This is a genomic window from Leclercia sp. (assembly GCF_036780805.1).
Classification (GTDB): domain Bacteria; phylum Pseudomonadota; class Gammaproteobacteria; order Enterobacterales; family Enterobacteriaceae; genus Enterobacter.
In genome coordinates this window covers 159,346-181,248 of sequence record NZ_DAIQCE010000001.1, presented here as the reverse complement: position 1 = coordinate 181,248, position 21,903 = coordinate 159,346, and the positions used below count along the sequence as shown (strand labels likewise).

General features: G+C 56.9%; 19 protein-coding genes and 1 tRNA gene. 11 read left to right on the top strand and 9 right to left on the bottom strand.

Features of this window, described 5'->3' with window-relative positions; all coding sequences use genetic code 11:
* Positions 1–162 precede the first annotated feature (162 nt).
* From V7Q49_RS00760 to yejF, 5 genes are all read left to right on the top strand, one after another.
* On the top strand, positions 163–1,719 hold the full coding sequence (locus V7Q49_RS00760) for a cyclic di-GMP phosphodiesterase (protein ID WP_333848823.1): 1,557 nt from the start codon (positions 163–165) through the stop codon (positions 1,717–1,719).
* Between the two features lie 75 nt (positions 1,720–1,794).
* Complete coding sequence (locus tag V7Q49_RS00755; RefSeq protein WP_333848822.1) at positions 1,795–3,600, top strand: extracellular solute-binding protein; 1,806 nt, start codon at positions 1,795–1,797, stop codon at positions 3,598–3,600.
* Between the two features lie 9 nt (positions 3,601–3,609).
* On the top strand, positions 3,610–4,704 hold the full coding sequence (locus V7Q49_RS00750; RefSeq protein WP_333848821.1) for a microcin C ABC transporter permease YejB: 1,095 nt from the start codon (positions 3,610–3,612) through the stop codon (positions 4,702–4,704).
* Positions 4,704–5,729, top strand: coding sequence for an ABC transporter permease (locus tag V7Q49_RS00745; protein WP_333848820.1), 1,026 nt, complete (start codon positions 4,704–4,706; stop codon positions 5,727–5,729). Before V7Q49_RS00750 ends, V7Q49_RS00745 begins: the two co-directional genes overlap by 1 nt.
* A 1-nt stretch (position 5,730) precedes the next feature.
* Entirely contained in the window at positions 5,731–7,320 is a 1,590-nt protein-coding gene (gene yejF / locus V7Q49_RS00740) for a microcin C ABC transporter ATP-binding protein YejF (protein WP_333848819.1), read from the top strand.
* Positions 7,321–7,323: 3 nt separating this feature from the next.
* Here the strand turns inward: yejF and V7Q49_RS00735 are convergent, their stop codons facing one another.
* From V7Q49_RS00735 to rsuA, 3 genes are all read right to left on the bottom strand, one after another.
* Complete coding sequence (locus tag V7Q49_RS00735) at positions 7,324–7,668, bottom strand: YejG family protein (protein WP_106995376.1); 345 nt, start codon at positions 7,666–7,668, stop codon at positions 7,324–7,326.
* Positions 7,669–8,000: 332 nt separating this feature from the next.
* The gene (locus tag V7Q49_RS00730; protein WP_142486504.1) at positions 8,001–9,197 is read right to left on the bottom strand and encodes a Bcr/CflA family multidrug efflux MFS transporter; all 1,197 of its coding nucleotides are present in this window, start codon (positions 9,195–9,197) and stop codon (positions 8,001–8,003) included.
* A 15-nt stretch (positions 9,198–9,212) separates the two neighbouring features.
* A complete protein-coding gene (gene rsuA, locus V7Q49_RS00725; RefSeq protein WP_333848818.1) occupies positions 9,213–9,920 on the bottom strand; it encodes a 16S rRNA pseudouridine(516) synthase RsuA in 708 nt (235 codons plus the stop codon).
* 151 nt (positions 9,921–10,071) lie between these two features.
* Here rsuA and V7Q49_RS00720 point away from each other — a divergent pair, with 151 nt between their 5' ends.
* Together V7Q49_RS00720 and rplY are read left to right on the top strand one after the other, a co-directional pair.
* Complete coding sequence (locus tag V7Q49_RS00720) at positions 10,072–11,832, top strand: DEAD/DEAH box helicase (protein WP_333848817.1); 1,761 nt, start codon at positions 10,072–10,074, stop codon at positions 11,830–11,832.
* Between the two features lie 126 nt (positions 11,833–11,958).
* The gene (gene rplY, locus V7Q49_RS00715; RefSeq protein WP_106995380.1) at positions 11,959–12,243 is read left to right on the top strand and encodes a 50S ribosomal protein L25; all 285 of its coding nucleotides are present in this window, start codon (positions 11,959–11,961) and stop codon (positions 12,241–12,243) included.
* A gap of 51 nt (positions 12,244–12,294) precedes the next feature.
* Here the strand turns inward: rplY and yejK are convergent, their stop codons facing one another.
* Positions 12,295–13,302: a nucleoid-associated protein YejK gene (gene yejK, locus V7Q49_RS00710; RefSeq protein WP_106995381.1), complete on the bottom strand. Its 1,008-nt coding sequence runs from the start codon at positions 13,300–13,302 to the stop codon at positions 12,295–12,297.
* Between the two features lie 134 nt (positions 13,303–13,436).
* On the opposite strand from yejK, the gene V7Q49_RS00705 reads away from it, so the two are divergent.
* The 3 genes from V7Q49_RS00705 (at position 13,437) to V7Q49_RS00695 (ending at position 15,592) form a co-directional block, all read left to right on the top strand.
* Complete coding sequence (locus V7Q49_RS00705) at positions 13,437–13,664, top strand: YejL family protein (protein WP_032612681.1); 228 nt, start codon at positions 13,437–13,439, stop codon at positions 13,662–13,664.
* A 19-nt stretch (positions 13,665–13,683) separates the two neighbouring features.
* Positions 13,684–15,444: an LPS biosynthesis-modulating metalloenzyme YejM gene (gene yejM / locus V7Q49_RS00700; RefSeq protein ID WP_333848816.1), complete on the top strand. Its 1,761-nt coding sequence runs from the start codon at positions 13,684–13,686 to the stop codon at positions 15,442–15,444.
* A 71-nt stretch (positions 15,445–15,515) separates the two neighbouring features.
* Positions 15,516–15,592, top strand: a tRNA-Pro gene (locus tag V7Q49_RS00695).
* Positions 15,593–15,720: 128 nt separating this feature from the next.
* Here V7Q49_RS00695 and V7Q49_RS23485 read toward each other — a convergent pair.
* The 4 genes from V7Q49_RS23485 to V7Q49_RS00675 form a co-directional block, all read right to left on the bottom strand.
* Positions 15,721–16,074, bottom strand: a complete 354-nt coding sequence (locus V7Q49_RS23485; protein ID WP_442913051.1) for a hypothetical protein — start codon at positions 16,072–16,074, stop codon at positions 15,721–15,723.
* 381 nt (positions 16,075–16,455) lie between these two features.
* Complete coding sequence (locus V7Q49_RS00685; RefSeq protein WP_333848815.1) at positions 16,456–17,859, bottom strand: CBM96 family carbohydrate-binding protein; 1,404 nt, start codon at positions 17,857–17,859, stop codon at positions 16,456–16,458.
* 91 nt (positions 17,860–17,950) lie between these two features.
* The gene (locus tag V7Q49_RS00680) at positions 17,951–19,135 is read right to left on the bottom strand and encodes an MFS transporter (protein WP_333848814.1); all 1,185 of its coding nucleotides are present in this window, start codon (positions 19,133–19,135) and stop codon (positions 17,951–17,953) included.
* A 94-nt stretch (positions 19,136–19,229) separates the two neighbouring features.
* Entirely contained in the window at positions 19,230–19,490 is a 261-nt protein-coding gene (locus V7Q49_RS00675) for a DUF2534 family protein (protein WP_333848813.1), read from the bottom strand.
* Positions 19,491–19,682: 192 nt separating this feature from the next.
* Here V7Q49_RS00675 and eco point away from each other — a divergent pair, with 192 nt between their 5' ends.
* The gene (gene eco / locus V7Q49_RS00670) at positions 19,683–20,180 is read left to right on the top strand and encodes a serine protease inhibitor ecotin (protein ID WP_333848812.1); all 498 of its coding nucleotides are present in this window, start codon (positions 19,683–19,685) and stop codon (positions 20,178–20,180) included.
* A gap of 36 nt (positions 20,181–20,216) precedes the next feature.
* Here eco and mqo read toward each other — a convergent pair whose 3' ends face one another.
* Positions 20,217–21,872, bottom strand: a complete 1,656-nt coding sequence (gene mqo / locus V7Q49_RS00665) for a malate dehydrogenase (quinone) (RefSeq protein WP_333848811.1) — start codon at positions 21,870–21,872, stop codon at positions 20,217–20,219.
* Positions 21,873–21,903: the final 31 nt, after the last annotated feature.

Below are 21,903 nucleotides of genomic sequence, written 5' to 3'. Positions count from 1 at the left end.
GCTGTCCGTTTCCCTTGGCTGACAGCATGTTAAAAAAGCACTGCTACTGCAGTGCTTTTTTTTTGTATCTCCACATGAAGATCGTTCCAGGTTATAGACTGTAGTTGTGTGTGTTTAGCCGTCATGATAACGCGGGCGGCACATCAGGATCCCATAACATTTATGTTTACCCGCCATTTATCAACCCGCCGAAAAGTGCTGATGCTCAGCGTGCTAGTCGGTCTTATTGTTGCCCTGCTCTGCGGCGGTATGCAGTTTTTTTTCAGTTATCACAAACGGGAAGTGAAATACAATAACCTGATTACCGACCTCCATGACTACATGGCGGATTATTTCAAAGAGCTGCGCGTCTCCATTGATGAACTGCAGCCGCTGACCTTAAGCCAGTGCCACGAGGTCAGTTCAGAATTGACCTCCCGCGCCGCATTCAGTCTTAACGTCCGTGCCTTCCTGCTGGTGAAAGATAAAATCGCCTTCTGCTCGTCAGCAACCGGGCCAATGCATGTCCTGCTCAGCGATCTGGTGCCGGAGATCGACGTTAATAAAGAGGTCGATATGGCCCTGCTGCCCGGGACGCCGATGATGCCGAAAAAACCGGCTATTGTGTTATGGCACCGAAATCCGCTCATGAAGAACGGCGGGGTATTTACTTCAATTAACCTCAACCTTACCCCCTATCTGTTATATACCGCCCGCCAGGATGAATTTGCCGGTATTGCCCTTATTATTGGCGATACCTCTTTTTCGACCTATTCAAATCGTTTAATTCACGTTTCGAATCTGGATGAAAACCCTGTGCGCTCAAGCCGGATTGAAGGGCTGCCGCTGACCATTAATCTGTATGCCGAAAGCTGGACGCTGGACGATCTGCAATTTGCGCTGCTGTTTGGTTTGATGTGCGGCTCCAGCATCGGGGTGCTCTGCTTCTACTGGCTGATGAATCGCGCCAATCCGCGTAAAGAGATCCTCACCGGCATTAAGCAGAATCAGTTTTACGTGGTCTATCAGCCAGTGGTGGACGCGGTTAACCTGCAGCCGGGCGGTGTAGAGGTGCTGATGCGCTGGCATCATCCCGGCGCCGGGGAGATCCCGCCGGATGCCTTTATTGGCTTCGCGGAAGCACAGAAGCTGATTGTGCCCCTGACGCTGCATCTCTTCGACCTGATTCTGCGCGATGCTCCGGCGCTGAAAAAACGCTTCCCGGTGGGTTCCAAGCTGGGAATTAACATCGCGCCGGGCCATCTGCACGCCGACAGCTTCAAGGAGGATATGCGCAAATTTGCCGCCGCGCTGCCGCCGGACCATTTCCAGATTGTGCTCGAAATTACCGAGCGCGATATGTTGAACCAGCGGGAAGCGACAAAGCTGTTTGAGTGGCTGCACCTGGAAGGATTTGAAATCGCGGTAGATGATTTTGGCACCGGGCACAGCGCCCTGATCTACCTTGAGCGTTTTACCATGGACTATCTCAAAATCGACCGGGGCTTCGTCAACGCCATCGGCATGGAGACCGTCACGTCTCCGGTGCTGGACGCGGTGCTGACCCTCGCCCGGCGGCTCAATATGGTGACCATCGCCGAAGGCGTCGAGACTCCCGAGCAGGCGAAATGGCTGCGCGATCACGGCGTCAATCTGCTGCAGGGCTACTGGATCAGCCGCCCGATGCGCCTGGAGCAGCTTTTAACCTGGAAACCGGATGTTCACCAGGACTGCGAATAATTTCCCAACCACCGCTACGTCACTTATTATTCAGGTATTCGGCCCGGGCAGACTGCAAGAGGAAAACGTAGCGGAATGATTGTGCGCATGATAGTGCTGCTGATGGCGATGATGAGTGGACTCAGCCAGGCGCAAACCATTAAAGAGAGCTATGCGTTCGCGGTGATTGGCGAACCGAAATATGCCATCAATTTCGATCACTACGACTACGTTAACCCTGCCGCGCCCAAAGGCGGCAGCATTACCCTGGCGGCCAGCGGTACCTTCGACAACTTCAACCGCTATGCCCTGCGCGGCGTGGCGGCCGAGCGCACCGACGCCCTCTACGACACCCTCTTTACGACCTCCGACGATGAGCCGGGAAGCTACTATCCGCTGGTGGCCGAGATGGCGCGCTATGCCGATGATTTTTCCTGGATGGAGCTGACCATCAACCCGCTGGCGCGCTTCCATGACGGCACTCCGGTGAAGGCCAGCGACGTGGCTTTCACCTTCCATAAGTTTATGACCGAAGGGGTGCCGCAGTTCCGGCTGGTCTATAAAGGGGCAACGGTGACGGCCATCGCCCCGCTGACGGTGCGCATCACGCTCGCTAACCCCAATAAAGAGGACATGCTGAGCCTGCTGACCCTGCCGGTAATGCCCGAAAAGTTCTGGAAGGATCACAAGCTCAGCGATCCGCTCTCCACCCCACCGCTGGCCGGCGGGCCGTATCGCATCACCCACTGGCGGATGGGGCAGTATCTGATCTACTCCCGGGTAAAAGATTACTGGGCGGCCAACCTGCCGGTGAACCGGGGCCGCTGGAACTTTGATACCCTGCGCTACGACTATTATCTGGACGATAACGTGGCCTTCGAAGCCTTTAAAGCGGGGGCCTTTGATATGCGGGTCGAGAGCAGCGCCAAAAACTGGGCCACGCGCTACACCGGGAAAAACTTTGACCGCGGCTTTATCGTCAAAGAGGCGCTAAAAAATGACTCCGCACAGGACACGCGCTGGCTGGCGTTTAATATTCAGCGCCCGGTATTCAGCGATCGCCGCGTTCGTCAGGCCATTACCCTCGCCTTTGATTTTGAATGGATGAACAAGGCCCTGTTTTACGGTGCCTACAGCCGGGTTAACAGCTACTTCCAGAATACAGAGTACGCGGCGAAGGGTTACCCGGATGCCGCGGAGCTGACGCTACTCGGGCCGCTGAAAAGCGAGGTTCCCCCGGAAGTCTTTACCACCGTCTTCCAGCCGCCGGTCTCAAAAGGCGACGGCTACGATCGTAACAACCTGCTGAAAGCCAGCCAGCTGCTGGACGAGGCCGGGTGGGAGATTAAAAATAAACAGCGGATCAACAAGCAAACCGGCAAACCGCTCAGCTTTGAACTGCTGCTGGCCTCGGGGGGCAATAACCAGTGGGTGCTGCCGTTCCAGCACAACCTGGAACGGCTCGGCATTACCATGAACATCCGCCAGGTGGATAATTCACAGATCACCAACCGGATGCGCAACCGCGATTACGATATGATGCCGCGCCTGTGGCGGGCCATGCCGTGGCCAAGCACCGACCTGCAAATCTCCTGGGCCTCCCAGTACATTGACTCAACCTATAATGCGCCGGGGGTGAAAAACCCGGCCGTCGATACCCTGATTGCGCAGATCGTGGCCGCGCAGGGCGACAAAGAGAAGCTGCTGCCCCTCGGGCGGGCACTGGATCGGATCCTGACCTGGAACTATTACATGCTGCCAATGTGGTTTATGGGCCAGGACCGGGTGGCCCGCTGGGATAAATTCGCGCTTCCGGCGCAGCGCCCGGTCTACTCGCTCGGGTTTGAAAACTGGTGGTATGACGTTAACAGAGCGGCGAAATTACCCGCCGAGCGGCGTTAAGGATACGCAATGGGCGCTTATTTACTTCGTCGTTTACTGCTGGTGATCCCCACCCTGTGGGCGATCATCACCATCAACTTTTTTATCGTGCAGATCGCCCCGGGCGGCCCGGTGGATCAGGCCATTGCCGCCATCGAGTTCGGTAACAGCGGGTCGATGCCCGGCGGGGGCGATGAAGGGATGCGCGCCAGCCACGCCCGCACCGGGGTGGGCAACATCAATGAGAGCCACTATCGCGGCGGGCGCGGCCTGGATCCGGAGGTGATCGCCGAGATCACCCAGCGCTACGGCTTTGATAAACCGATCCACGAACGCTACTTCAAAATGCTGGGGGACTATCTGCGCTTTGATTTTGGCGACAGCCTGTTCCGTAGCGCCTCGGTCCTGCATCTGATAAAAGAGAGCCTGCCGGTGTCCATCACCCTGGGGCTGTGGGGCACCCTGATTATCTATCTGGTCTCGATCCCGCTCGGCATCCGCAAAGCGATGGATAACGGCAGCCGGTTCGATATCTGGAGCAGCACCTTCATTATTATTGGCTATGCGATCCCGGCGTTTCTGTTTGCCGTGCTGCTGATCGTCTTTTTTGCCGGGGGGAGCTACTTCGACCTCTTCCCGCTGCGCGGACTGGTGTCGACCGATTTCAGTAGCCTGCCGTGGTACAAAAAGATAACTGACTATCTGTGGCACATCACCCTGCCGGTGCTGGCGACGGTGATTGGCGGCTTTGCGGCCCTGACCATGCTGACCAAAAACGCCTTCCTCGACGAGATCCGCAAGCAGTACGTGGTCACCGCCCGCGCCAAAGGGGTGAGCGAGCGGCGCATCCTGTGGAAACACATTTTTCGCAACGCCATGCTGCTGGTGATCGCCGGTTTTCCCGCCACCTTTATCAGCATGTTCTTTACCGGCTCCCTGCTCATTGAGGTGATGTTCTCTCTCAACGGCCTGGGGCTGCTCGGCTATGAGGCCACCGTCTCGCGGGATTATCCGGTGATGTTTGGCACGCTTTATATATTCACCCTGATTGGCCTGCTGCTGAATATCCTCAGCGATATCTGCTATACGCTGGTCGATCCGCGCATTGATTTTGAGGGTCGCTGATGCCGCGCTTAAGCCCCATTAATCAGGCCCGCTGGGCTCGCTTTCGTCACAATCGCCGAGGCTACTGGTCGCTGTGGATTTTCGCCCTGTTTTTCGCCCTCAGCCTGTGCTCGGAGCTGATTGCCAACGACAAGCCGCTGCTGGTGCATTTTAACGATCGCTGGTACGTCCCGGTGGTGAAAGAGTACAGCGAAAGCGATTTTGGCGGCCCCTTCGCCACCGCGGCGGATTACCAGGATCCGTGGTTACAGGCCCAGCTAGACCAGCACGGCTGGGTGCTCTGGACCCCGGTCCGCTTTGGTGCCACCAGCATTAACTTTGCCACCTCCACCCCGTTCCCGTCTCCGCCTTCGGCACAAAACTGGCTCGGCACCGATGCCAACGGCGGGGATGTGCTGGCGCGTATTCTGTACGGGACGCGGATTTCGATTCTGTTTGGCCTGATGCTGACCCTGTTTTCCAGCGTGATGGGCGTGCTGGCCGGGGCGATTCAGGGCTATTACGGCGGCAAAATTGACCTCTGGGGGCAGCGCTTTATCGAAGTCTGGTCCGGGATGCCGACGCTGTTCCTGATTATTCTGCTCTCAAGCGTGGTTCAGCCTAACTTCTGGTGGCTGCTGGCCATCACGGTGCTCTTTGGCTGGATGGCGCTGGTGGGGGTGGTGCGCGCAGAGTTCCTGCGTACCCGCAACTTTGACTATATCCGCGCCGCCCAGGCGCTGGGGGTGAGCGATCGCGGGATCATCTTCCGTCACATGCTGCCGAACGCCATGGTGGCGACCCTCACCTTCCTGCCGTTTATTCTGTGCAGCTCCATCACCACCCTTACCTCGCTCGATTTTCTCGGCTTCGGCCTGCCGCTGGGGTCGCCATCGCTGGGCGAGCTGCTGTTACAGGGCAAAAACAATCTACAAGCGCCGTGGCTCGGGATAGCCGGTTTTCTCTCCGTCGCCGTCCTGCTCTCGCTGTTGATTTTTATTGGCGAAGCGGTGCGCGATGCCTTTGACCCGAATAAGGCGGTGTAAGATGACCCAGCCTCTGCTTCATATCGACGCGCTCTCCATCGCTTTTCGCCAGCAGGGCGAGCTGCGCACCGTGGTCAATGAGATCTCCCTGCAAATTGATGCCGGCGAGACGCTGGCGCTGGTCGGAGAATCGGGCTCCGGGAAGAGCGTCACCGCCCTCTCGGTCCTGCGCCTGCTCCCTGCCCCGCCGGTAGTCTATCCGCAGGGCGACATCCTGTTTCACGGCCAGTCGCTGCTGCATGCCGACGAGCGCACCCTGCGCGGAGTGCGCGGCAACAAAATCGCCATGATTTTCCAGGAGCCGATGGTGTCGCTGAACCCGCTGCACACCCTCGAAAAACAGCTCTATGAGGTGCTCTCCCTGCACCGCGGGATGCGTAAAGAGGCGGCGCGCGGGGAGATGCTCGACTGCCTCGAACGCACCGGGATCCGCAACGCCGCAAAACGGCTGGCCGATTTCCCTCACCAGCTCTCCGGCGGTGAACGCCAGCGGGTAATGATTGCCATGGCGCTGCTGACCCGCCCGGAACTGCTGATCGCCGATGAGCCGACCACCGCGCTGGACGTCACGGTGCAGGCGCAGATCCTGCAGCTGTTACGCGAGCTGCGCGACGAGCTGAACATGAGCCTGCTGTTTATCACCCATAACCTCAGCATTGTAAAAAAGCTGGCTGACCGGGTCGCAGTAATGCAGAACGGCCGCTGCGTGGAACAGAACCGCGCCGCGCCGCTGCTCGCCGCCCCACAGCATCCCTACACCCAGCGGCTGCTCAACAGCGAGCCCGCCGGGGATCCTGTTCCGCTGCCGGACGCGGGGCAACCGCTGCTGAGCGTAAAAGATCTCTCGGTGGCGTTTCCGGTGCGCAAAGGTCTCCTGCGCCGGGTAGTGGATCACAAGCAGGTGCTGAATAACGTCAGCTTCACCCTGCGTCCGGGCGAAACTTTAGGGCTTGTGGGCGAATCCGGCTCCGGAAAGAGCACCACCGGGCTGGCGCTGCTGCGCCTGATCGCCTCGAAAGGGGAAATAGAGTTTGACGGCCAGCCGTTGCACCGCTGGGATCGCCGACAGATGCTGCCCGTCCGCCACCGGATGCAGGTGGTGTTCCAGGATCCCAACTCCTCTCTGAATCCGCGACTTAACGTGCAGCAAATTATTGAGGAGGGGTTGCGCGTTCACCAGCCCGGTCTCAGCCTGCAGGCGCGCGAAGAGGAGGTAATTCGGGTGATGGGTGAAGTGGGGCTGGATCCGCAGACCCGGCATCGCTATCCCGCCGCCTTTTCCGGCGGCCAGCGCCAGCGCATCGCCATTGCCCGCGCGCTGATCCTGCGCCCGGAGCTGATTATTCTGGATGAACCGACCTCATCGCTGGACAAAACCGTGCAGGCGCAGATTCTGGCACTGCTGAAGGCGCTGCAGGAAAAGCACCGTCTGGCCTATATCTTTATCAGCCACGATTTACAGGTGGTACGGGCGCTATGCCATCAGGTGATTGTGCTACGGCAGGGAGAGGTGGTCGAGCAAGGGGAGTGTCAGCGCGTGTTTGCCGCGCCGACGCAAGAGTACACGCGTCAGCTATTAGCGCTACGCTGACGCTCAGACAGGGGCCTGACCTGCTACGGATTCGGCGATCGCCACACCAAAATTTTTCAGACGGCAGGTTGCCGCGAACTCGTCCTGGCTTTTCACGAACAGGCACGGCTCGCCTTCGCACTCCAGAACCGAGCTGTAAAGCTCAATATCGGTCAGCGCCTGGCTTAACTTTTCCATCACCGGCCACGCGTTGCCCTCTTCCGGGCCCAGCAGCTTGAGCGCTACCAGACAGTTATCACCGTTCGCTGCATTTTGCGGAATCGGTTCAACCTTCGAGCCTGCAAAACCCGCCGACCAGCGATAGCTCTGCGGCAAGCGATGAATAATGGAGAGCTGTAATGTATTCACGTTTGTTCCCCGGAAGCAAAATATACTTCACAATCTATTTACATTTATAGTAACACATCATTAAACACTTGCCCTGTTTTGATTAAGAAAACGCTTACACCAGTTTCCACGGGCGTTGGCGTCTTATTTATCAGGGCTTTTTGGCAGTGTTTCAGGTCATTAGCGGCGCTATATGTACCCGTTTCTGTGATCTAACACAACCTTTTTAACTACAAAGCTGTGACTATTTACATAAATAGATTTTACATAAAAGAAACAAACAAGGCGTCAATGAAACCTGTTTTGATTGACCGGCATCAAAAAAGGGCCCCGTCGGGACCCTTTTTTGTCGTTTATTTCACCGCTTTTCGTGGCCGACTGGCGTAGAGGCAGAACAGAATTGAACCGGTGGCGCAGAGGGCAATTGACCAGAGCATCGGCCAGGCGCTGGTAAAGGTCGCAAGCGACAGCAGCGCCCCGACAATGGCGCCAATCCCGAAGCGGAAGGTCCCCGCCAGGGAAGAAGCCGTTCCGGCCATATGTGGGAACTCATCGAGGATCACCGCCATCGCGTTGGACGACACCATCGAGATACACCCGACAAAGGCCGCGATCCCCACCACCAGGGTCCAGAAGCCGACATCGAAGAAGGCGGTCACTACCATCCACATCGCCATCACGAACTGGATCCACAGCCCAATGCGGAACATGTTCAGCGCCCCCACCCGGCGGACGAAGCGGCTGTTAATCATGGTCAGCACAAAGATGAACACCACGTTCAGCGCGAAGTAGTAGCCAAAATGCTGCGGGGAGACGTGGTTAAGCTCGATGTAGACAAAAGGCCCGGCGCTGAGGAAGGAGAACATCCCGGCAAAGCTGAAGCCGCTGGCCAGCATATAGCTCAGCACGCGCTTATGGCGAAACAGCGAGGCAAAATTGCCGAGCGTGGTGCGGATATGAAACTTCTGCCGATGCTCAGCGGGCAGGGTTTCCTTTATAAAGAAGAAGATCATCGCCGAGGCCAGCAGGGCCGCCAGCGCCAGGATCCAGAAAATCGCATGCCAGCTGAACCACACCAGCACCGCGCCCCCGACCATTGGCGCCACCAGCGGCGCAACGGTGGTAACCAGCATGACGAATGACATCATGCGGGAGAACTCTTCTTTCGGGTAGATATCCCGCATCAGGGCGTTGATGACCACGCTGGCCGCCGCTGCCGCCAGGCCGTGGAAGAAACGCATAACGATCAGGTGATCGATGGACTGCGACATCGCGCAGGCCGCCGCCGCGCCGGCAAACACCAGCGTCCCGCCCAGTATCACCGGTTTGCGGCCCAGGCTGTCAGCCATCGGTCCGTACAGCAGCTGGCCGAGGGCAAAGCCGAGGATATAAGTGCTGAGGGTCATTTGTGCGCTACCCGCAGGTACGCCAAATTGCTCAGCGATCACCGGCAGCGCGGGCAGATACATGTCGATGGACAGCGGCATCAGCATGGCCAGCAGGCCAAGGATAAAGACAATGCTGAACGACGAGTGTGGCCTGGTGGTCACAGTGAGCTCCTGAAATTAGCGAGAAGAGAGGCCAACGCTGGCAACTTCTTCTTCCGTCAACGGGCGGTATTCGCCTGGCGCAAGTTCCGGGTCGAGAGCAATCTCTCCGATCCGTTCGCGATGCAGACCGACAACATGGTTACCCACGGCAGCGAACATGCGTTTTACCTGATGGTAGCGTCCTTCGCTGATGGTCAGACGCACTTCGGTAGGGGTGATCACTTCCAGAACGGCGGGCTTAGTCAGATCTTTTTCATTGTGCAGCTGGACGCCGTGGGCAAATTGCTCTGCCGTGCTGTCGCTCACCGGCGACTCCAGGGTCACCAGGTAGGTCTTTTCGCAATGGTGGCGCGGGGAGGTAATACGGTGCGACCACTGACCGTCGTCGGTCATCAGCACCAGACCGGTGGTGTCGATATCCAGACGCCCGGCGGCGTGCAGTTTGTGCGCCACAGGCTCATCGAGGAAATAGAGCACGGTCGGGTGATCCGGATCGTCGGTCGAACAGACGTAGCCCTGCGGCTTATTGAGCATGAAGTAGCGCGGGCCGATCTGCTGGGTCAGCGAATTGCCTTCATATTCTACCTGATGCTCAGGCTGGAGTTTGAACGCGCTGTCTCGCACAATGTCGTCATCCACGGTTACGTGGCTGCCGCGAATCAGACGCGCAGCAATAGCGCGGCTTACGCCGAGTTGCTGAGCGATAAACTTATCAAGTCGCATGAAATAATTTTAGCCTTAAAGGTGCCAGGAGCCGGACGAGGCGCCCGGAAAAGAAGCAGTTAACAACAGCCCAGTATAACGGGCTCTGTGCGCCACTCAAGGGAAAAAGTTTCGTGGCATACTATGTGCGAGATAACCAAGCTGAGTAACCATGACCTTTACACTTCGCCCCTATCAACAGGAAGCCGTGGACGCCACCCTCGCCCACTTTCGTCAGCATAAAGAACCGGCCGCCATCGTCCTGCCCACGGGCGCGGGCAAAAGCCTGGTGATCGCCGAGCTGGCGCGCCTGGCGCGCGGCCGCGTGCTGGTGCTGGCGCACGTCAAAGAGCTGGTAGCGCAGAACCATGCCAAGTATCTGGCGCTGGGCCTGGAGGCCGATATTTTTGCCGCCGGTCTGCAGCGTAAAGAGAGCCACGGCAAGGTGGTGTTTGGCAGCGTGCAGTCGGTGGCGCGCAATCTGGACAAGTTTCAGAGCGAGTTCTCGCTGCTGATTGTGGATGAGTGCCATCGTATCAGCGATGACGATGACAGCCAGTATCAGCAGATCCTGACCCACCTGAAGAGCGTGAACCCGCAGATCCGTCTGCTGGGGCTCACCGCTACCCCGTTCCGCCTCGGCAAAGGCTGGATCTACCGCTTTCACTATCACGGCATGGTGCGCGGCAATGAAAAGGCGCTGTTCCGCGACTGCATTTACGAGCTGCCGCTGCGCTATATGATCAAACACGGCTACCTGACGCCGCCGGAGCGGCTGGATATGCCAGTGGTGCAGTACGATTTCAGCCGGTTGCAGGTCCAGAGCAACGGCCTGTTCAGCGAGGCGGATCTCAACCGTGAGCTGAAAAAACAGGATCGTATTACCCCGCATATCATCAGCCAGATAATGGAATTTGCCGCTGACCGCAAAGGGGTAATGATTTTTGCCGCCACCGTGGAGCACGCCCGGGAAATCACCGGCCTGCTGCCCGCCAGCGAAGCCCGGCTTATCACCGGCGAAACGCCCGGCAGCGAGCGCGACCGGCTGATTGAAGATTTTAAGGCGCAGCAGTTCCGCTACCTGGTCAATGTGTCAGTGCTTACTACCGGCTTTGATGCTCCGCACGTCGATCTGATCGCCATTCTGCGCCCGACCGAATCCGTCAGCCTCTATCAGCAGATTGTCGGCCGCGGCCTGCGTTTAGCGCCCGGCAAAACCGACTGCCTGATTCTGGATTACGCCGGCAACCCTCACGACCTTTATGCCCCGGAAGTGGGTGCGCCGAAGGGGAAAAGTGACAACGTCCCCGTGCAGGTGTTTTGCCCCGGCTGCGGGTTTGCCAACACCTTCTGGGGCAAAACCACCGCCGACGGCACCCTGATTGAGCACTTTGGCCGCCGCTGTCAGGGCTGGTTTGAAGATGACGAGGGGCATCGCGAGCAGTGCGACTACCGCTTCCGCTTTAAAAACTGCCCGCAGTGCAACGCCGAAAACGACATTGCCGCCCGCCGCTGCCGCGCCTGCGATACGGTGCTGGTCGATCCCGACGATATGCTGAAAGCGGCCCTGAAGCTGAAAGACGCGCTGGTGCTGCGCTGCAGCGGGATGGTGCTGGCTCACGGCGCGGATGAAAAAGGCGAATGGCTGAAAATCACCTATTACGACGAAGACGGCGCAGATGTAAGTGAGCGCTTCCGTTTGCAGACCCCCGCCCAGCGTACCGCCTTTGAGCAGCTGTTTATCCGCCCGCATACCCGTACCCCTGGGGTGCCGCTGCGCTGGATCACCGCGGCGGATATCGTTCATCAGCAGCCGCTGTTGCGCCACCCTGACTTTGTGGTGGCGCGCAAAAAAGGGCAGTTCTGGCAGGTGCGTGAAAAGGTTTTCGATTATGAAGGCCGCTATCGCCGGGCCAACGAATTACGTGGATAAAGGGACTTTTCATTGATGTGCGAGCCATTTGAGTATAAAATGCCGCCCGCTTCACATCCGTGAGGCAGAACACTTACCTGCTGCTGGGTCGCCTGTAGCAGGAATAATATGTACAGAGAGAAATCAATGTTAACTATCAATGTAGAAGCACGTAAAGAGCAGGGCAAGGGTGCGAGCCGCCGCCTGCGCGTAGCAAACAAATTCCCTGCCATCATCTATGGCGGCGAAGCTGCTCCGATCGCAATCGAACTGGACCACGACAAAGTGTGGAACCTGCAGGACAAGCCTGGTTTTTACGGCGAAGTTCTGACCCTGGTTGTTGACGGTAAAGAAGAAAAAGTGAAGGTTCAGGCTGTTCAGCGTCACCCGTTCAAGCCAAAACTGTCTCACATCGACTTCGTTCGCGCGTAATCGCTAACAGGTTGAGAAAAAACCCCGCATTGCGGGGTTTTTTTATGGCCGTTATTTGCCGCCGGAGGTGCGACGCTGCAGCTGGTCGCGCAGGTTTGGCGGGGTGCCTTTGATGGTCAGCGTGTCGGTCGCCGGATCCCAGAAAATACGCTCGCCCAGCAGCATGGCATCAAAGTTAATGGTTAACCCACCGCCGCTACCGGCAAATTTAGTGAGCTGACGCAGGGTGCTGCGATCCGCCGGGAAGCTCTCTTCCAGCTCGTAGCCTTTCTCCGCCGTAAAGTCCTGGAAACTCACCTCGCTGACGCCGGCCAGCTCTTTTGACAGCGACTCCAGCTCGATCTCTTCCCCTGCCTGCAGCTGCTCGTTGCAGTAGGCGTACACCTGCTGACGCACGTTCTGGCGCTCGGATTTGTCCAGCTCGGCTTCTGCGGTAAAGTCATCCACCGCCTGCAGCAGGCCTTTATTCTGCGCTTTAGCATTCAGCCCTTCGCTGGCACCCAGGAAATCCATAAAGAAGTCGGCAACCTTGCGCCCTACCCGCCCTTTCAGGAAGGTCAGATAGCGGGTCGACTCCGGATTGGTTTCCCATTCGGTCAAATCGATACGCGCCACGATATCCGCGTGGTTGATGTCCAGATAGTGAGTCGAGCTGATATCCAGCTGCTCATTGACGCGCATGCTGCTTAAGTTGTTCAGCACCGCCACCAGCAGATACTCCACCGCCAGGTAACGATAGTGGCAGAACAGGACGATCCCACCATCGGCAAAGGGGTACTTCGCCAGCTCATCGCGCAGACGACCGGTAGCGGCCCGGCTGAAGGCGAGGAAATCCTCTTCGCCCTGACGCTGCAGACGCAGCGTCTGCGCCAGTTCACTCTCTTCGCTGAACAGGCCGTAGGCTTTGTTTTTGGCGCTGTAAACCCGGTGCAGCTCCGCGATCATGTCGACCGCGGTAGGTGTAGGTTCCAGTAACGAATCGCGCAGCACCAGCTCAAGGGTTTGCTCATCACGCTTGATAAGCTGGTGCAGGGCAATCTGGTTGATATCCAGACTCATGATAAACTCTCCTTTTAGACCGGGCCGTATTCAACCACCCGCCAGTCATGTATGCAACCGAAGATAAAAAAGGGGAAAAAAAGCTGTTGCTACGGTAATATGTTGCCCTTTCCTCCACAAACAGATTTCGATTTATGCCACAACTCTCCCGCTATAGTGATGAACACGTTGAACAAATGCTCAGTGAGCTGCTCAACGTACTGGAAAAACATAAGGCGCCAACCGACCTTTCCCTGATGGTTCTGGGAAATATGGTGACTAACCTTATCAATACCAGCGTTGCGCCGGCCCAGCGCCAGGCGATCGCAAAATCTTTCGCCCAGGCCTTACAGTCCTCGGTTAACGACGACCAGGCGCACTAAGGGAAACGAACGACAGTTTATGGTGACGAATCGTCAGCGCTACCGTGAAAAAGTCTCCCAGATGGTTAGCTGGGGGCACTGGTTTGCCCTGTTCAACATTCTGTTGGCGATGGTGCTTGGCAGTCGTTACCTGTTTGTCGCCGACTGGCCGACAACGCTTGCCGGGCGTATCTACTCCTGGATGAGCGTCATTGGCCATTTCAGCTTTCTGGTGTTCTCCACCTATCTGTTGATCCTGTTCCCACTGACGTTTGTCGTTATGTCACAACGGCTGATGCGGTTTGTCTCCGCCATCCTCGCCACCGCAGGCATGACGCTGCTGCTGATCGACAGCGAAGTCTTTACCCGTTTCCACCTGCATCTTAATCCTGTCGTCTGGGAACTGGTGATTAACCCCGACCAGAACGAAACGGCACGCGACTGGCAGCTGATGTTTATCAGCGTGCCGATTATCCTGCTGATTGAGATGCTGTTTGCCACCTGGAGCTGGCAAAAACTGCGCAGCCTGACGCGACGTCGTCGCTACGCTAAACCGGTCGCCGCCCTGTTTTTTGCGGCTTTTATCGGCTCGCATTTCATGTATATCTGGGCTGACGCCAACTTCTATCGGCCGATCACCATGCAGCGTGCGAACCTGCCGCTCTCCTATCCGATGACCGCTCGTCGCTTCCTCGAGAAACACGGCCTGCTGGATGCGCAGGAGTATCAGCGCCGCCTGATTGAGCAAGGCGATCCCGAAGCGGTTTCGGTGCAGTATCCGCTCAGCGATCTGCGTTACCGTGACATGGGCCAGGGGCAAAACGTCCTGCTGATCACCGTTGACGGGCTGAACTACTCGCGCTTTGAGAAGCAGATGCCGACGCTGGCGGAGTTTGCCGATAAGAACATTAACTTTACCCAACATATGAGCTCCGGTAACTCCACCGATACCGGGATCTTCGGCCTGTTCTACGGCATTTCGCCGGGCTATATGGACGGCGTGCTGTCGTCGCGTATCCCTGCGGCGCTGATCACCGGCCTGAACCAGCAGGGTTATCAGCTGGGACTGTTCTCATCTGATGGCTTCAGCAGTCCGCTGTACCGCCAGGCGCTGCTGTCCGACTTCTCACTGCCGACCACCCAGAGCCAGTCCGACGCACAGACTGCAGGACAGTGGATCAGCTGGCTGAACCGCTATGCGCAGGACGATAACCGCTGGTTCTCGTGGATTGCCCTCAACGGCACCACGCTGGATAACAGCAACCAGAAAACCTTTACCCGTCGCTACGCTAAGGCGGCAGGCGATGTGGATGCGCAGATTGCCCGGGTGCTGGACGCCCTGCGTGAATCCGGCAAGCTGGAGAACACGGTCGTGGTGATCACCGCGGGTCACGGCGTGCCGCTGGACAACGAGGGCAAGGATGTCGACTGGTCGCGCCCTCGCCTGCACGTTCCGCTGGTCATCCACTGGCCTGGCACGCCATCGCAGCGCATTAACATGCTGACCGATCATAAAGATGTGATGACGACCCTGATGCAGCGTCTGCTCCACGTCAGCACGCCAGCTAATGAGTACTCCCAGGGTCAGGATCTGTTCAGCGCCACACGTCGTCACAACTGGGTAACGGCCGCCAGCAACAATACCTTAGCCGTTACGACCCCAACTCTGACGCTGGTTCTGAACAGCAACGGCAGCTACAGGACGTACAATCTGCAGGGTGAGAAACTCCACGACCAGACGCCACAGCTCAGTCTGCTGTTGCAGGTGCTGACGGATGAAAAACGGTTTATTGCTAACTGATTCAAAATTAATCAGTTAGCCTGAACTGGCCTTGCATTAAACGCGGAAATGGGTAGTATAAATTTTCGTGTCGGCACGTAGCGCAGCCTGGTAGCGCATCGTCATGGGGTGGCGAGGGTCGAGAGTTCAAATCTCTCCGTGCCGACCAAAAATCCCAAAAAAACCAACCCGTTGCGGTTGGTTTTTTTTATGCCTGCGATACAGGAAAACAAATAAAGCCAGCAACAAAAACAGCCCCAACGGGGCTGTAAGAGCGTTCAGTTTTTCAAAGTGCAATCAGTGCGCAACGGTCGCGCTGGTCACCACGTCAGCATTATTCATTTTTAACGTCACCTTTTGTTTGCCCTTCACCCAGGTCAGAGGTTGCGTATTTTTAAAACCATATCCCTCAAGCGCGTTGTAAGCTGCATCAACCTTTTGCCCACGAACGCTGTCGCGCAGAAAGCTATTCAGCTCGGCGGATTGCTGGTTCTCCGCTTTGGTTTTATGAATATCACAGGTGCCGTCCATCTCGGTTTGCTGATTACACCCGGAGCGGATCAACTGCTCGCGAAACTTGGCATTAATCGCCAGCGCCGGAGCGGAAACTATTGAGGAGAGTACAACCGCGATCAGTAATTTTTTAACCATACCCATAACCACCAGAAAGAAAAAAGATGCCTGAAACAAAGACTCAGCCGCGATCTGAAACCTGCCTGACTCTGTTTAAAAACCACACGTTGTTAATTCGCGATGAAAATTAGCATCGCGTGCTGTGTTAAACAAACGAAATTGTTTTTAAAGGAAACTAATAAGTTATTGATATGAGTCAGGGAGAGAGGCTAAGTCGTTATTTAAGCAGGATAATTTGTCATTTTTAACGCGGTATCGGGCTGTTTCAAATGAAATAAGCGCGTCCAGGCTAAATTTATAACTCACTGTATCTACTGGTTTTTATCATCCAGAGCAACAAATGTAAGCATATGTAAAGAGAGGCTGAAGCCAGCCCGCTGCCGGGCCGGCTTCTGATAGTTAGATTTCCGGGGTGTGTTTGTACCCCGTCAGCATCAGCATCAGGCTCTCTCTGGTGTCTGCCGGATTGAACTGGTAGTGGTTACCCTGACGGTCCCCCCCGATGTACCAGGAGATTTCCGTTTTCCCTGCGGCCAGCGCTTTACGCACCGCCTTATCAACATCCACCATCCGGTACTCACGCTTGTTGTTGAGATACAGGATCGCATCGGAACTGTAGTTGCAGGCAGGCCGCTTTTTCCAGGTGACGGTGGCAGGATCCCAGTCGTTGCTGGCCGGGTAGAAGAAGATCTGATCGGCGCCGTTAGCTTCAACTTTCCCACCAAAGATGCGGACCTTGTACTTGAACAAGGAAGGATCCTGGCCTGTCGCCAGCGCAGGGATCTTAAATTTGACCAGGCTCATGGTCTCGACGTTACGGGTACGACCGCCGTTTTTCCAGTTATCCTGGATTAACAGCGTCTGTGCCGTCGGAACCGGAGTGGTCGGCGTCTCGCTGCTCACCCAGACGTTCGCCTGCGCCTTCGAATAGCCATAAGGCACGTTGGTGCCACAATCCATGCCCTGATTCATGCACATTTCGGTCATAAAGCGGGCCCCCTCTTCGGTCCAGCCGTTCATAAAGTCGGCATGGGCGGTATAGAGGCTGCCCCAGTGCTCTTCCCGCTCATCACCATTCATGGTGGGATCGAGCGACAGCTGGACTTTAGCCGTATCCAGGGAGGTGATGTCGTGCAGCACGTAAGCCACGTTCATGTTCACCGTCGGGATCTTCACCGGGTAGCCGGAAGGGCACTGCCCTTTCACATCGTAGGCAGCATTTGCCATTCCGTGGTGCGGCTTCAGGTTGATACCGTCCCAACAGTTGGGGAACTGGATACCGATATTAAACTGCACCGCATCTTTAGCGCTTCGCAGTCCGCAGACTTCACCGATTTTATTGCTGTAGCCCTTGCCGTTGGCGCATAAGAAAGTGATCCGCGAGTTGGGCTTAGCACCATGGTGATCGCCCACCAGCAGCGCAAGCCCGGCCGGGAAAGGGCTGAGGGGATACTGATCAACGTTTGAAGCCTGATAGTAGGTTTTCTGATACGCAGGTTTCACCACCGTGCCGTCCGGGAGACGCAGGGAGGGTGCCCAGTAAGCCGAACTGTCCGCTTTGTTATCGCAGGTGGTTTCCGGCTGCTGGCGCAGCGAGGCATAAGATGAGTCAGCATCGGTGCGGGTGTTGCCAAAGAAATCATGCCACATTGCCTGATTAGCTTTGCCGAACATCATAATGGCATCATCACCCGAGGTGTGATGATAAGCGCAAACAACATGAGCCTGCGGGCCTGCATGCGCAGAAAGCGAAGGCAACAGAAGGGCTGACGCCAGCGCGGTGTAAAGTGCGGTCCTTTTCATAAATATCTCCTGATAGAAAGGACCACATTGGTAACAAAACGGCGCTAACTCTCCGAGTTTTTAACTGACTCTTTTTCCGCTGCCATGCGCTTTACAACGCCGCGGGTCGCTTAAGCAGGTAAGCCAGCGTTACAAGGCAGATCGCCGCCCCGGCGTAGAAGGTGTACTCCGCGCCCCACGTCTCCCAGATAATGCCCGCCCCCAGGCTGGCAATCAGCAGCGCCACGCCGCTCACCATGCTGAACAGGCCAAAGGCGGTACCGCGCAGGTCCGCGGGTGCCGTTTTCGCAATCATTGCGGTCAGCAGCCCCTGGGTCATCCCCATATGGATACCCCACAGCGCCACGCCGAGGATGATCCCCGCCCAGTGGGTGGTCAGCGCCAGCACGATATCCGCCGCGATCAGCACCGCCAGTCCCCACTGCAGCAGACGGGTATGGCTCATGGCATCGGAGAGTTTGCCGAACGGATAGGCGGAAAAGGCGTAGAGCAGGTTCATGGCCACCATCACCAGCGGGATCAGCGCCAGCGGAATACCGGCTTGCTGGGCCCGCAGCACCAGAAAGGCCTCGCTGAAGCGGGCCAGGGTAAAGACCGCGCCCAGGCCAATCACCCACCAGCAGCTGGCGCCGAGGCGTTTCAGGTTCTCTTTTTTAATCGGGTTGCTGCGTTTATGGGTGACGGGAGAGGCGGGTTCGTGCAGGCCAAAAAAGAGCAGCGCGACGGCAAGTACGCCGGGAATAACGGCGATCCAGAAGATGGTGCGGAAATCGTTGTTCCACAGCAGCATCATGCCCACCGCCAGCAGCGGGCCAAGAAACGCGCCAACGGTATCCATCGACTGCCGCAGCCCGTATGCCGCCCCGCGCAGTTCCGGCGGCGTCACGTCGGCCACCAGCGCGTCGCGGGGTGCGCCGCGGATCCCCTTCCCTACCCGGTCGATTAAGCGTGCCCCGAGGATCATCCCCGAAGACGAGGCGAGCGCAAACAGCGGCTTGCTGGCGGCACCCAGGCCGTAGCCCAGCAGCGCCAGTCCTTTACGTTTGCCCAGATAGTCGCTGATGGCACCGGAGAAGACCTTGATAATCAGCGCCGTGGCTTCCGCCAGCCCTTCGATAAGGCCAATAAAGATGACGCTGGCACCCAGTGTGGTCACCATAAACAGCGGTAATAAGCTATGGATGATCTCCGAGGAGATATCCATCAACATGCTGACGCCGCCAACGACCCAGACCCCTTTTGGGATCCGGCTTAGGGTGGTAAATCGGGAGGCCATGCTCCACTCCTGCTATCGGGAAAACAGGTATTTAACCCGAAAACGCCGCAGGAGGGAATGCGAATAAATATCGTTAATATTGCAACGGGAAAACTCAGTGCTTATCGCTGTCACCGAGGAAAAAGATCCCCAGTGGGATAGCCAGCAGAACGGTAAAGACCGTGCTGTAGACCAGCACCATCGCCGATTGCAGAACGAACATGCTGGTGGTCCACGCCGTCAACGGAATGTTGTACTGGTCAACCACACCAACGATCGTCACACGCCCCACCCCAATCACCGCGATTAGAAACACCGTCAGCAGTGCCAGCAGAAATTTTTTCCCCGCCGGGGTGTTAAGTTTTTGGCGTACCATGCATCTATTCCTTCACAGATGAATAACAATGATTGCCGCTCACCCTACCACGAACGGCTCCCTGACACCATTACAGAATTTAAAACCAGGTTAAAGGCAAATTATCAGTGATATAAACCACATAAAAATAAAATAAAGGCAAAAAACACCAGATATGATAGTGTGGACATGACCCGTTTGACATAAAAAGGAATGACTGTGAAAAACGCACCTAAAAGCCTCGTCGCTCTGCTGGCACTGGCCTGCGCCAGCGCTTATGCCGCCCCAGCCGCGCAACCGCTCGAAAAAACGGCCCCGTATCCGCAGGCGGAACAGGGGATGAAGCGCCAGGTTATCGACCTGCCCGCGCAGAAAGATGAAGCGAATTATAAAGTTGAGCTGCTGATCGGCCAGACGCTGGACGTGGACTGCAACGTGCACCGCCTCGGCGGGCAGTTAACCAGCAAGACGCTGGAAGGCTGGGGCTATGACTACTACGTCTTTGATAAGGTCACCTCGCCGGTCTCCACCATGATGGCCTGCCCGGACGGGAAAAAGAGCGCCAAATTTGTGACCGCCAATCTGGGCGAGCACAGCCTGCTGCGCTACAACAGCAAGCTGCCGATTGTGGTCTACACCCCGGACAACGTTGAGGTGAAATACCGCGTCTGGCAGGCAGATGAGAAAATCGAAAACGCCGTCGCGCGTTAATAAAAAAGCCGGGTTAAATAACCCGGCTTTTTTTTATCAGAGCGCGATATCCGCGACCGGTTTGCTTTCCGGCTGGGATGTCGCCTGCGGCTCAGCCTGAGGCGCCGCATCCGGTGCCTGCGGCTTTTCATACTTCAGCTGCAGCACGCGGCTGGTGTACTCCAGCTCCTGCTCTGTGGCGTCAACGTTGCCGTTCAGCGCCGTTCCGTAGGAAGGAATAATGGTCTTCAGCTTCGCCTGCCATTCCGGGCTGGCGACTTTGTCTTTGAACACTTTCTCCATCAGGTGCAGCATGATCGGTGCCGCAGTGGATGCGCCAGGGGAGGCCCCCAGCAGCGCGGCCACGGTGCCTTCTTTGTCGCTGACCACTTCGGTGCCCAGACGCAGCACGCCGCCTTTCTCCTCATCACGCTTGATGATCTGCACGCGCTGACCCGCCTGCCACAGACGCCAGTCCGCTTTCTTCGCCTGCGGATAGTACTCTTTCAGCGCCTCAAAGCGATCGTCGTCAGAGAGCATGACCTGGCTAATCAGGTATTTCACCAGATCGAAGTTATCCAGACCGACATTCATCATCGGCCCTACGTTCGAGGTGGTGGTGGCGCTCAGCAGATCCCACAGTGAACCGTTCTTCAGGAACTTGGTTGAGAAGGTGGCGAACGGCCCGAACAGCACCACGCGCTTACCGTCGAGAATACGGGTATCAATGTGCGGCACCGACATCGGCGGTGCGCCTACGGACGCCTGGCCATACACTTTCGCCAGATGACGGTTCACCACTTCCGGGTTTTCCGACACCAGGAACTGCCCGCCAACCGGGAAGCCCGCATAGTTATCCGCTTCCGGGATGCCGGTCTCCTGCAGCAGCTTCAGCGCCGCGCCGCCCGCACCGATAAAGATGAACTTCGCCTTGATGACGTGCTCTTCTTCATTGTGTTTGAGATCGGCAACGGTCACGCTCCAGGAGTTGTCCGCGTTGCGCTTAAAGCCGCGCACTTCAGTGTTCAGCGACAGGTTGAAGTTCTCTTTTTTCTGCAGAGAGCCCACCAGCTGACGGGTAATTTCGCCGTAGTTCACGTCGGTGCCGATTTCGGTACGGGTCGCGGCCACTTTCTGGTTCGGGTCACGCCCTTCCATCACCAGCGGCGCCCAGGCTTTGATCTGCGCGTGATCTTCGGAATACTTCATGCCGCGGAACAGCGAGCTTTGCTGCAGGGCAGCATAACGACCGCGCAGGAAGTTAACGTTGTCGTCGCCCCAGACAAAGCTCATGTGCGGCACGGTGTTAATAAAGCTGTGCGGATCGTGCATCACGCCGCTGTTTACCTGGTGAGACCAGAACTGACGGGAGATCTGGAACGCTTCGTTGATCTCCACGGCTTTCTCAATGCTGATAGAGCCGTCTTTCTTCTGCGGGGTGTAGTTCAGCTCCATTAAGGCCGAGTGGCCGGTCCCGGCGTTGTTCCAGCCGTTGGAGCTCTCCTGCGCGACGCCGTCGAGGCGTTCTACCATGGTCATGGACCAGTCCGGCTGAAGCTCCTGCAGATAGGTTCCGAGCGTGGCGCTCATGATCCCGCCGCCAATTAACAGAACGTCCGTTTCCTGGTCCTGCGATGCCTGAGCCTTCGCCGCCATCGGGGCAGCACTAAGGCTTGCCGCCGCAGCCAGCAACAGGGCAGTCATTTTTTTCATAATTAATGCCTTCGTAATAAGCGTGTTGTTC